This window comes from Acinetobacter sp. BHS4 (assembly GCF_018454425.1).
GTDB lineage: Bacteria > Pseudomonadota > Gammaproteobacteria > Pseudomonadales > Moraxellaceae > Acinetobacter > Acinetobacter pittii.
Genome location: NZ_CP075323.1, coordinates 3,057,136 through 3,069,289, shown reverse-complemented (window position 1 = coordinate 3,069,289; position 12,154 = coordinate 3,057,136). Strand labels below are relative to the sequence as shown.

Sequence of the window (12,154 nt, the reverse complement as noted above, 5' to 3'; positions counted from 1 at the left end):
TTCGACTATGGCTACAATTCATGTCGATGGAAAATCGTATGAAGTCAACGGCTCGGAAAACTTGCTACAAGCATGTTTGAGTCTGGGCATCGACATCCCATATTTTTGTTGGCATCCATCCTTAGGTTCGGTTGGTTCTTGCCGTCAATGTGCTGTTACGCAATATGCGAATCCAGAAGATACGCGTGGTCGTTTAGTCATGTCTTGCATGACTCCAGCATCTGACAATACCTATATCTCAATTGAAGACAAAGAAGCAACGGATTTCCGTGCATCTATTGTTGAATTTTTGATGACCAACCACCCACACGACTGTCCAGTTTGTGAAGAGGGTGGTCACTGTCATTTACAAGATATGACTGTAATGACGGGTCATGACCGTCGTCGCTACCGTTTTACAAAACGTACGCATTACAACCAAGAACTCGGCTCATTCATTGCGCATGAAATGAACCGCTGTATTGCTTGTTACCGTTGTGTTCGTTACTACAAAGACTATGCGGGCGGTACAGACTTTGGCGTATATGCCAATGCATCTCGTGTTTACTTTGGTCGTCCGGAATCAGGTACTTTAGAGTCTGAATTCTCTGGTAACTTGACTGAAGTATGTCCAACAGGTGTATTCACTGATAAGACTCATTCAGAGCGTTATAACCGTAAGTGGGACATGCAGTATGCACCAAGCGTGTGTCAAGGCTGTTCTTCTGGTTGTAACATTTCTCCAGGTGAACGTTATGGTGAAATCCGTCGTGTAGAAAACCGTTTTAATGGTTCGGTTAACCAATACTTCCTTTGTGACAAAGGTCGTTTTGGCACAGGTTATGTAAACCGTGCAGACCGTCCACGTCAGCCTCAGTTCCGTAATGGTGAAACTGTTGCAACTGTTTCTGTCGACCAAGCTCTAGATCAAGCGATTGCTAAGCTTCAAGGCAAAAAAGTTTTGGGTATTGGTTCTCCTCGTGCAAGCTTGGAATCTAACTACGCATTACGTGAGCTTGTAGGTCAGGCAAATTATTCAACTGGTATTGCACAAAAAGAGCAAAAGCTTGTTGAACTTGCTGCATCTATCATGCAAACCGAGGGTATCTACAACCCGAATATGCGTGAAATTGAAAGCTATGATGCTGTTCTGATCTTAGGTGAAGATCTGACTCAAACTGCACCTCGCATGGCATTGTCTGTTCGCCAAGCTGCGAAAAACAAAGCACGCGAAATGGCTGCAAAAACACGTACACCAGATTGGTTAGCTGAGCCTGTACAACGTATTGGCCAAGAAGCAAAATCTCCGGTTTACATTTTAGCTGCAACTCAAACTCGTCTTGCTGACGTTGCAACTGGTGAAGTGGTTGCTTCTCCAAATGACATCGCACGTTTAGGCTTTGCAGTTGCTGCGGCAGTGAATGGTGAAGTTGTAAGTGGTTTAGATGAAGATGCAAAAGCATTTGCTCAAACCATTGCTGACACTCTAAAAGCAGCAAACAAACCATTAATTATTGCTGGTACAAGCTTGCAAGATGCTTCTATTATGGAAGCTGCAGCACAGTTGACTCAGAACTTAGGTTCTAAAGCTGGTTTAAGTCTTGTAGTTCCTGAAGTGAACTCTATGGGCTTGGCATTGTTCGGTGGTTTAAGCCTTGAACAAGCTTTTGCTCAAGACTACGACACACTGGTTATTGTTGAAAATGACTTGTTCCGTCGCTTACCAGCTGCACAAGTAAAAGCTGCATTAGATAAAGCTGAAACAGTAATCGTGCTTGATCACAGTGAAACTGAAACTGTGAAACAGGCTGATATCGTTCTTTCAGCAGCAAGCTTTGCAGAGGGTGACGGTACTGTTGTAAGCCAAGAAGGTCGTGCACAGCGCTTCTATCAAGTTTACGATCCAAGTTACTACAAGCCTGAATATGCAATTAAAGAATCATGGCGCTGGTTACATGCCATTGAAACTGGCATTAAAGGTAAGGCTGTAGATTGGACATTACTTGACGATGTAATTGAAAGCATCGTGAAAAATGTACCAGTACTCGAAGCTATCCAAGATGTTGCACCTGATGCGGGTTACCGTGTACATGGCTTGAAAATCGCGCGTGAACCACGTCGTTATTCAGGTCGTACAGCAATGCGTGCGCCGTTATCGGTTCATGAACCTAAACAGCCTACTGATCCAGATTCAGCATTAACATTCTCAATGGAAGGTTATGTTGGTCCGCAAAAAGCATCATCATTAGTACCATTTGCATGGGCTCCGGGTTGGAACTCTCCACAATCTTGGAACAAATACCAAGATGAAGTCGGTGGTCACTTAAAAGGTGGTGATTCTGGTGTTCGTTTATTCGATCGCTTGGCAAAACGTCCTGCACGTAGCTACGTTGCTCCAGTGCCAGTAGTTGCAAATCCTGAAAGTTTCCGCTTAGTTCCAATGCACCATATTTTTGGTTCTGGCGAATTCACCATTAAAACACCTGCAATGGAAACTCGTATTCCTGAAGCTGTGTTTGCAGTTGGCGAACAAGATGCAACTCGTTTGAACCTTCAAGAAGGTCAACGCATTACAGTAAAAGCAGGCGAAACGACTGTAAGCTTGCCGGTACAAGTAATTGAATATTTACCTACAGGTTATATTGGTTACCCAGTTGGTTTAGCACCAATGGTGTCGCTAGCTGAGCCTGTTTCAGTGGCATTAGGAGTGTAATTCATGAATCAAGAAATTATACGTCAAACGCCACTTTGGGCTGAGAACTGGCCGATTGCCTATGCTGTCGTTCAAGCAGTTGTGATTTTGCTTGTTGTAGTTTTAGTTGCAGCGTTGATGTCTTTTATTGAGCGTCGTTTACTTGCTTGGTGGCAAGACCGTTATGGTCCAAACCGTGTTGGTCCTGGTGGTATGTTCCAGATCGTTGCCGACATGCTCAAGATCATGTTCAAAGAAGACTGGACACCAAAGTTTGCTGACAAACTTACATTCCGTTTAGCACCAGCTGTTGCAATGGCAACAGCGGTTCTTTCGTTCATGGTAATCCCAGTGAGTCCTTCACTGGGTGTTGCCGACATGAGTATCGGTTTATTGTTCTTCATGGCAATGGCTGGTATTGCTGTCTACGCAGTATTGTTTGGTGGTTGGGCTTCAAATAACAAATACTCGTTGCTTGGTGGTTTACGTTCAGCTGCTCAAACCATTTCTTATGAAGTGTTCTTGGGTATTTCATTAATGGGTGTGGTTGCAATTGCAGGCTCATTTAACCTTCGTGAAATTGTTGAAGCACAACGTGATGTTTGGTTTGTCATTCCGCAATTCTTAGGTTTCTTGATTTTCGTAGTTGCTGGTGTTGCGGTAACTCACCGTCATCCATTTGACCAACCAGAAGCAGAACAAGAATTGGCAGAAGGTTACCATGTTGAATATGGCGGTATGAAATGGGGTATGTTCTTCGTTGCTGAATATGTCAACGTAGTACTAATCTCTGCATTGATCGTGACTTTATTCTTTGGTGGCTGGTTAGCGCCATTCAATTTAGAAATTCCATTTGTTCCACCAGTATTCTGGTTTGTGATTAAAACAGCATTCTTTGTAATGATGTTTGTATTGGCACGTGGTTCTTTAATGCGTCCGCGTTATGACCAAGTCATGAACTTTGGTTGGAAAATTTGTTTGCCATTGGCGTTGGTCAACTTGTTAGTGACTGGTGCTGTGATTCTGATGAATCAGGCCTAGGACAGCAGGGAGTACAAAATGTATAAATTTCTAGCTGGATTCGGATCAATTGTACGTACGTTACTCATGGTGTTCAGCCATGCAACGCGTAAACGTGACACGATTTTATATCCAGAAGTTCCGGCTGAACAGATTGTGCCGCCACGCTTTCGTGGCCGTATCGTATTAACGCGTGACCCTGATGGGGAAGAGCGTTGCGTAGCATGTAACCTATGTGCGGTTGCATGTCCGGTTGGCTGTATTTCACTACAAAAAGCAGAAACAGAAGATGGTCGTTGGTATCCGGAGTTTTTCCGTATCAACTTCTCACGTTGTATTTTCTGCGGTATGTGTGAAGAAGCATGCCCAACAACTGCGATTCAGCTCACACCAGACTTCGAATTAGGCGAATATGTACGTCAAGACCTTGTTTATGAGAAAGAAAACTTACTCATTTCAGGTCCGGGCAAATACCCAGACTACAACTTCTACCGTGTAACGGGTATGGCAATTAACGGTAAAGAGAAAGGTCAAGCACAAAAAGAAAGTGCACCAATCGATGTACGGAGTCTATTACCATGATGTGGCCGTTTTATTTGATGGCACTCGTGGCCATTGTTTCTACGGTTCGTGTAGTGACTAACACGAACCCTGTACACGCTCTACTTAGTCTAATTGTTTCATTGCTTGCTGTTGCTGGTATTTTCATGATCGTGGGGGCGCCTTTTGCAGGTGCTCTTGAAATCATTGTTTATGCCGGAGCAATTATGGTTCTGTTTGTCTTCGTGGTGATGATGCTTAACTTAGGTCAACACACCGTTGAACAAGAACGTAAATGGCTTTCTTCAGATGCTTGGGCATATCCAGCACTCATGAGTTTCTTACTCGGCTTGCTTTTAGTTTGGATGCTTGGTGGTGAATACACCAGTATTTCAGCACCGCTTGGGGCACAAGTGATTGGACCAAAAGTAGTTGGTCAAGCACTCTTTACTCACTATTTATTATTGGTTGAAGTTGCCGCGATGTTATTGCTAGCAGCCCTTGTTGCAGCATACCACTTAGGTAAACGTGAACCAGGTGCAGAAGAGGAAAAAGAATAATGGGCCAGATTCCTTTAGAACATGGTTTGATTGTTGCAACCATCCTTTTTGCACTCGGTTTTTACGGTGTAATGGTGCGACGCAACCTATTATTTATGTTAATGAGCCTTGAAATCATGATGAATGCTGCAGCATTGGCATTTGTTCTTGCGGGTAGCGTATGGGCACAACCAGATGGGCAAGTGATGTTCATCTTGATTTTGACCCTTGCAGCAGCAGAGGCATGTATCGGTCTTGCGATTGTCCTTCAGTTCTATCATCGCTTCCATCATTTGGATGTGGATGCTGCTAGTGAGATGCGCGGATGAGTTATTTATATTTAACAGTATTATTTCCGCTAATCGGTTTTATTTTATTGGCGGCAGGACGAGACAAACTCTCTGAAAATGTTGCAGCAGTTATTGGTGTAGGTTCTGTAGGTTTATCTGCATTATTTGCACTCATTGCTGGAATGGAATTTACCACGAGTGGTCAGCAAGTTTTTGTTCAAAACTTGTGGACATGGTTCAATGTTGGCGGTTTTGCTCCGGGCATTAGCTTACATTTAGATGGCTTATCTTTACTCATGATGGGTATGATCACGGGTGTTGGTTTCTTAATCCACATCTTTGCATCATGGTACATGCGTGGTGAAGAGGGGTATGCGCGTTTCTTCTCTTATTTCAACCTGTTCGTTGCTAGCATGCTTGTGCTTGTATTAGGTGACAACTTAGCGTTGTTATTCTTGGGTTGGGAAGGCGTAGGTCTTTGCTCTTACTTGCTGATCGGTTTCTATTATGCAAACCCTGCAAATGGTTGGGCTGCGATCAAAGCGTTTACAGTGACCCGCGTTGGTGACGTATTCTTGCTTATTGCTTTATTCTTGCTTTACCAACAATTTGGTACGCTGAATACTCAGTACATCGTTGAACACGCAGCAGAAGTAATGACGAAGAGTTCGTCACTTACAATCTGGACTGCATTAATGTTGTTCTTGGGTGCTGCTGGTAAGTCTGCTCAAATTCCATTGCAAACATGGTTGGCAGATGCGATGGCAGGTCCAACACCTGTTTCTGCATTAATCCACGCTGCAACAATGGTAACGGCTGGTGTGTACTTATGCTGCCGTCTATTCAGCGTATTTGAACTTGCTCCTGAAGTGATGCAATTCATTTCGGTAACTGGCGCGGTAACTTTGTTAGTTGCAGGTTTTGCTGCACTTGTACAAACAGACATCAAACGTATCTTGGCTTACTCAACAATGAGTCAGCTTGGCTATATGTTTATGGCTGTAGGTGCGGAAGCGTATCAAGCTGGCTTGTTCCATATGTTGGCTCACGCATTCTTTAAGGCATTATTATTCTTGTCTTCTGGTGCGGTCATTCTGGCTTATCACCACGAGCAAAACATTTTCAAAATGGGTGGTTTGTTCAAACGTAACAAATTCCTGTTTGCTTGTTTCGCGATTGGTGGCGGTGCATTAGCAGCGATTCCATTCTTGACTATTGGTTTCTTCTCTAAAGATGCGATTCTTGGTGAAGTTTGGGTACAAGGTCAATCAGTTGCTTTATATCACACCTTATATTGGGTGGGTGTAGCAGGTGCATTCTTGACTTCAATCTATACATTCCGTTTAATCTGGGTTGTATTCTTTGGTCAAGAAAACACGCCTTACCATGAAATTAAAGGTGCAACTTACTGGGCTCCATTGGGTATTTTAGCTGTATTGTCTACTTTTGTTGGTGCGGCATTAAAAGCACCGGTAGCAGGTATTCTGAATACTGCAAAAATCCCTGAATTCCATGTTGCTGAACAATTTGTAGAAGGCATGCATGGGGCAGAGCACTTAGCAGTAGGTATTGCACTAGTTGGTCTAGTTGTTGGTATAGCATTATTTACATTTGCTTATGGTGCAGTGAAATCATTTGCTCAAACAAGTTTGGGCGCAGGTCTGGCACATATTTGCCGTACTGCTTTTGGTTTTGATGCATTGTATGACATCGTTTTTGTTAAACCTTATTTATTCTTCGCCAAAATCTTTGGCCGTGATCCGATTGACGGTTTGTGGTTAGTTCTTCCTGCACTCGTGAAAGGCGGAAACAGTTTTACAAGCTCACGTCAAACAGGTTCATTGCGTGAATACGCATCAAGCATGTCACTCGGTGTAGTGGTGTTATTGATGATCTTGATCGTTATTCAGGTAGTGGGGAAATAAAATGGAAAACAATTTAATTTTACCCGCGCTGATCCTTGTTCCGTTCATTGCCGGTTTTATTTGTTGGTTAGTCGATAAGCTCGACAAAACTTTGCCACGCTGGATTGCCTTAATTGGTATGCTCATTACTTTGGGCTTAGGTCTTGCACTTTGGCAAAGTGGAACTTATAGCTACGAGTTGGGTTCTAAAATCCCAACTTGGTCTGCTGAGTTCTATTTACCGTGGATTCAATCACTCGGTATTGGCATTCACTTAGCTGTGGATGGTTTATCTTTACTCATGGTGTTATTAACAGCGTTACTTGGTGTACTTGCTGTTGGTTGTTCATGGGGTGAGATTCAAAAGAACGTTGGTTTCTTCCACTTAAACCTATTATGGAGTTTAGGTGGCGTTATCGGTGTATTCTTAGCGATTGACTTGTTCTTGTTCTTCTTCTTCTGGGAGATGATGCTTGTACCAATCTACTTCTTGATTGCGTTATGGGGTCATAAAGGTTCAAACGGTCGTTCACGTGTTTACGCTGCTACTAAGTTCTTCCTTTACACGCAGATTGCCGGTCTAGTGATGTTAATCGGTATCCTAGGTCTTGTAGTTTATGGCTACATGATGACAGGCATGATCGGTTTCGATTACAACTATTTATTAGCTGTAGCTAACCATTTACCTGCAGGCCTAGCGTATGGTTTCATGATCTGTTTCTTCATCGGTTTTGCGGTGAAGTTACCAGTATTCCCATTACATGGTTGGTTACCAGATGCGCATGCTCAAGCTCCTACAGCAGGTTCTGTAGACTTAGCAGGTATCTTGATTAAAACAGCTGCGTATGGCTTGCTTCGTTTTGTTATTCCATTCTTCCCGACAGCTTCTGCACAGTTTGCAGACATTGCGATTATTTTCGGTTTGATTGGTATTTTCTACGGCGCATGGTGTGCTTACCAGCAAACTGACATGAAACGTTTACTTGCGTATACGTCGATTTCACACATGGGCTTTATCTTACTTGCAATCTATGCAGGTAATATTTTGACCTTCCAAGGTCTAATGATCATGATGTTGGCACATGGTTTGTCATCAGCTGCATTGTTCATTATGTCTGGTCAAATCTACGAACGTTTACATACACGTGATTTACGTTTAATGGGTGGTCTTCGTGGCCAGCTTCAGTACTTGCCATTTTTCTTGATGTTCTTCGTTGCTGCTCTTGTAGGTGTACCAGGTTTAGGTAACTTTATTGGTGAATTCCTGATTTTGATGGGTTCATTTAATAAATATCCTGTCTTCACGATTCTTGCTTCTATCAGCCTTGTATTTGCAGGTTTATATGGCTTGATCTTGATTCACCGTGCTTTATTTGGTGAACCAAATCCTGAACAAAAGCAACATTACACTAGTCCATTGAAAGACTTATCTGCTCGTGAAGTTGGTATTTTGATGATTTGTGCGATTGGTCTCGTTTGGCTTGGTATCTACCCACAAACATTCTTGGATGTATCTCATTCAAGCATGCAGTGGTTGGTCAATAGTTATGTGCCAGTACAAGAAGTCGTTGAAACTGTTCAGCAAACAGCTACTCAACTTGACCATGTGGAGATCCAATAATCATGAACTTCACAGTATCATTTTCTACGCTTATGCCTTTAGCTCCGGTGATGATTGTTGCTTTGACAACAATCGTCGTCATGCTGTTAATTTCAATTAAGCGTAATCATAATTTAATCGCAACAGCTTCTGTTGTTGGTTTAAACCTTGCTGCACTTTATATTTTATTTGCAGTATTTGGCGGTAAGTTTGTACCGGCAAATGTGATGGGCATGTTTATGGTTGATCCATTTACCATGTTCTATCAATTTATGATTTTGATTGCGGCATTGGCATGTTGTACTTTGTCTCATGCTTACATCGAAACTTATAAAGACAACCGCGAAGAGTTATATCTTTTGTTACTTGCTTCAGTAGCAGGTGCAATGTTGATGGTTGCAAGCTCTCACTATGCATCGTTCTTCATTAGCCTTGAGTTAATGTCGATTCCTGTATATGGCTTACTTGCTTATACTTATCAACGTAGTAACTCACTTGAAGCGGGTATTAAGTACCTTGTACTTTCAGCAACAGCTTCTGCAATGTTGTTGATGGGTATGGCATATATCTATGCATATACAGGTTCACTTTCATTCTATGATTCTGTACAAGCATTATTTGAAGCAATCAAACAGCCAATGGTGTTATTAGGTTTAGCACTTATTATCTTTGCTGTTGCATTTAAATTGTCGCTTGCGCCGTTCCATAAATGGACACCGGATGTATATGCAGGTGCACCAGCGCCAATGGCAACTTTCTTAGCGACTGCTGCTAAAGTTGCAACAATTGGTTTGTTCGTGCGCTATATGCTTGCTTCAGGCGCAATGATGGTGAACTCGTTAGTAACTATTTTGACGATCATTGCTGTATTGTCGATTTTAGTTGGTAACTTACTCGCTGTTCGTCAAGTTAACTTAAAACGTATTCTTGGTTATTCATCTATTGCTCACTTTGGTTATTTGTTAATTGCTTTAATTAGCATGACTTATGCGAGCTTGGGTAGCGTAACTGTATATGTGGTGTCTTATGTATTAACAACTATTGGTGCCTTTGGTGCAGTAGCGTTAATGTCTAGCCCATATAACAACGTAGATGAAGCACAAAGCCTTGCAGACTACCGTGGTTTGTTCTGGCGTCGTCCAGTACTTACAGCAACTTTAACAGTCATGATGTTGTCTTTGGCTGGTATTCCATTAACAGCAGGCTTCATTGGTAAGTTCTTGGTGGTAATGGCTGCTGTAACAACTCAACACTGGTTCTTAGCTGCAATGATTATTGTGGGTAGTGGTATCGGTTTGTACTATTACTTACGTGTGATGGTTGTAATGTATATGACACCACCAGAAACTCCTCGTATTGATGCAGATGCTCATTGGGGACAAAAAGTGGGTGGTTTAATGGTATTAGCTGCTGCAGCATTAGTTATTATTTTGGGTGTCTACCCAGATCCAATGATTAATTTGGCACTAAAAGCAGAAATTTTATCTCCATTACATTTCATGCTTTCACAACAGTAATTCTGGTGTACAAAAAAGCCTCCAAATCTGGAGGCTTTTTTTTATTGAGCGTTAAAAAAAGATTATAATAAATACGTTTTTATATTTTTAGGTAACATCTGTGGCCATTCAAGAAATTCGTCACCCACTTATTCGTCATAAATTAGGCTTGTTACGCCGTGCTGACATCAGTACTAAAAATTTCCGTGAGCTTGCTCAGGAAGTGACTATGTTATTGACTTATGAAGCAACAAAAGATTTGCCAGTTGTGGATTGTGAAATTGATGGATGGGCTGGAACTGTTACTACTCAGCGTATTGCTGGTAAAAAAATAACAATTGTACCGATTTTACGTGCCGGAATTGGTATGTTGGATGGTGTACTTAATCTGATTCCAAGTGCAAAGGTGAGTGTTTTAGGTCTTGAGCGTAATGAAGAAACACTAGAAGTTCGCACGTATTATAAAAAATTAGTTCCGGATGTGGCTAATCGTCTTGCGATGATTATTGACCCAATGTTAGCAACGGGTAATTCGTTAGTTGCTGCTATTGATGTGTTAAAGGCAAGTGGTTGTAAAGATATCCGTGTTATGGTGTTGGTTGCTGCACCTGAAGGCGTTGCTAAAGTTGAAGCGGCTCATCCGGATGTGCAAATTTATACGGCATCTATTGATAATGGCTTAAATGAACAAGGTTATATTGTTCCTGGCTTGGGCGATGCTGGCGATAAAATTTTTGGTAGTGTACAAAAAGATTAATTTTTTGAAATCGTAATAAAAAGAGACTTCATTCAACCGTATAATTTTAAAAACGGAATCGTGAGTCTCTTTTTTATTTACTGCAACGACTGGATTGGAAAAGTAGGGGAAAGATCATGAAGCAAGAGTTTTATACTGGATGGGTAAAACAATATAACCCTGATAAAGGGTTTGGTTTTATTGAAACTACTGAAGGAGATATTTTCTTTCATATTTCTGATTTCCCTGCATCAGAGGGCGAACCGAAAAGAAATGAAAAAGTGAGATTTCTTGCCGCAGATAATCAGGGCAAATTTAAAGCGATCAAAATTGAGCGTGTTGACCCGAATCCTGCGAAAACCAAGAAAAATAAAATTGCAGATCACAATAAAGCGATCACAAGCGAATTGCTATCAAATTTTCGACGCTAATCAATGAAAAGATCAGGTTTTAAACCTGATCTTCACAGAATTGTAAGAATGCTTTGAGACCTGGACCCTGATATTTTTGACGATGTACCAGCATATAAAGCGGACGGGTAAGCTGCCAGAATGGTGTATCTAAAATTACTAATTGTCCCTTTTCAATTAAAGGTTCAATGGCAAGTTTAGAAATACATGACATACCTAAACCACCAGCAACGATTTTTAAAATTGCTTCATTGTGACCTAGGGTTAAGCGAATATTCGCGTCTGGCAGATCTTGCAATATCGCATTATCAAATACTTCACGCGTTCCTGAGCCTTCTTCACGTAAAATCCATTCGACTTGAAGAAAATCATGCGCTGTTAGAGGTCTATTTAAACGTGCTAACGGGTGATTTGGGGCGCAGCAAACTGCAAGCTCATCATCACGCCAATGAATACATTGGAGTTGAGGTAAGTGACATGAGCCTTCAATTAAAGCTAAATCAAGTTGGAATTGATTGACTGCTTCAATCATTTGGCGTGTATTGCCCACTTGTAATTGCAAATGCGCTTTAGGGTGATGCTGTAAAAAGTTTGCCATTAAATCTGGCATGAGGTAATCACTAATCGTTAAAGTGGCCCCAATACGTAAATCAATGCTTTGCAATTCACCTTTTGCAGCTTGCTCAAAAGCTTCACAGCGACCTAATATTTCTAATGCTTGAGGCAATAGAAAACGACCTAAATCATTAAGCTGTAATCGTTTACCTAAACGATCAAATAGAGGTGCACCAAGACCATCCTCTAAATCGGCTAAAGCCATACTTGCTGCACTTTGCGTCAGTCTGACCGCATCACTCGCTTTGGTGACAGTTCCTTCTTGAGCGACTGCTACAAAAACAGCCAACTGGCGTAATGTCATGCGCATGTTTAAAAAGCCTTAACGTTTAA

General features: G+C 41.7%; 11 protein-coding genes. 10 read left to right on the top strand and 1 reads right to left on the bottom strand.

From position 1 onward, the window contains the following. Positions 1 to 7: 7 nt before the first annotated feature. The 10 genes from nuoG to KIP84_RS14720 all read left to right on the top strand — a co-directional run bounded on the left by nuoG (position 8) and on the right by KIP84_RS14720 (position 11,227). The gene (gene nuoG / locus KIP84_RS14765) at positions 8 to 2,692 is read left to right on the top strand and encodes an NADH-quinone oxidoreductase subunit NuoG (RefSeq protein ID WP_005803272.1); all 2,685 of its coding nucleotides are present in this window, start codon (positions 8 to 10) and stop codon (positions 2,690 to 2,692) included. A 3-nt stretch (positions 2,693 to 2,695) separates the two neighbouring features. Then, positions 2,696 to 3,712 (top strand): NADH-quinone oxidoreductase subunit NuoH, encoded by a 1,017-nt coding sequence (gene nuoH / locus KIP84_RS14760; protein WP_004703499.1) that lies wholly within the window; start codon positions 2,696 to 2,698, stop codon positions 3,710 to 3,712. Between the two features lie 18 nt (positions 3,713 to 3,730). Then, the gene (gene nuoI, locus KIP84_RS14755) at positions 3,731 to 4,273 is read left to right on the top strand and encodes an NADH-quinone oxidoreductase subunit NuoI (protein WP_002120012.1); all 543 of its coding nucleotides are present in this window, start codon (positions 3,731 to 3,733) and stop codon (positions 4,271 to 4,273) included. Continuing rightward, positions 4,273 to 4,791, top strand: coding sequence for an NADH-quinone oxidoreductase subunit J (nuoJ, locus tag KIP84_RS14750; protein WP_213689855.1), 519 nt, complete (start codon positions 4,273 to 4,275; stop codon positions 4,789 to 4,791). The genes nuoI and nuoJ overlap by 1 nt, the downstream gene beginning before the upstream one ends. After that, positions 4,791 to 5,099, top strand: a complete 309-nt coding sequence (gene nuoK / locus KIP84_RS14745; protein ID WP_000529822.1) for an NADH-quinone oxidoreductase subunit NuoK — start codon at positions 4,791 to 4,793, stop codon at positions 5,097 to 5,099. Before nuoJ ends, nuoK begins: the two co-directional genes overlap by 1 nt. Then, positions 5,096 to 6,985 carry an NADH-quinone oxidoreductase subunit L gene (gene nuoL / locus KIP84_RS14740; protein ID WP_213688814.1) on the top strand — a complete coding sequence of 630 codons (1,890 nt, stop codon included), beginning with the start codon at positions 5,096 to 5,098 and terminating at the stop codon, positions 6,983 to 6,985. Before nuoK ends, nuoL begins: the two co-directional genes overlap by 4 nt. 1 nt (position 6,986) lies before the next feature. After that, positions 6,987 to 8,585 carry an NADH-quinone oxidoreductase subunit M gene (gene nuoM, locus KIP84_RS14735; RefSeq protein WP_002120006.1) on the top strand — a complete coding sequence of 533 codons (1,599 nt, stop codon included), beginning with the start codon at positions 6,987 to 6,989 and terminating at the stop codon, positions 8,583 to 8,585. A 2-nt stretch (positions 8,586 to 8,587) separates the two neighbouring features. Continuing rightward, complete coding sequence (nuoN, locus tag KIP84_RS14730; RefSeq protein WP_002120035.1) at positions 8,588 to 10,081, top strand: NADH-quinone oxidoreductase subunit NuoN; 1,494 nt, start codon at positions 8,588 to 8,590, stop codon at positions 10,079 to 10,081. 100 nt (positions 10,082 to 10,181) lie between these two features. Beyond that, on the top strand, positions 10,182 to 10,817 hold the full coding sequence (upp, locus tag KIP84_RS14725; protein ID WP_002120045.1) for a uracil phosphoribosyltransferase: 636 nt from the start codon (positions 10,182 to 10,184) through the stop codon (positions 10,815 to 10,817). A 116-nt stretch (positions 10,818 to 10,933) separates the two neighbouring features. Further along, positions 10,934 to 11,227, top strand: coding sequence for a cold shock domain-containing protein (locus tag KIP84_RS14720; protein ID WP_005803269.1), 294 nt, complete (start codon positions 10,934 to 10,936; stop codon positions 11,225 to 11,227). A gap of 19 nt (positions 11,228 to 11,246) precedes the next feature. Here the strand turns inward: KIP84_RS14720 and gigC are convergent, their stop codons facing one another. Further along, positions 11,247 to 12,131, bottom strand: a complete 885-nt coding sequence (gigC, locus tag KIP84_RS14715) for a LysR family transcriptional regulator GigC (RefSeq protein WP_002120024.1) — start codon at positions 12,129 to 12,131, stop codon at positions 11,247 to 11,249. Positions 12,132 to 12,154 lie beyond the last annotated feature (23 nt).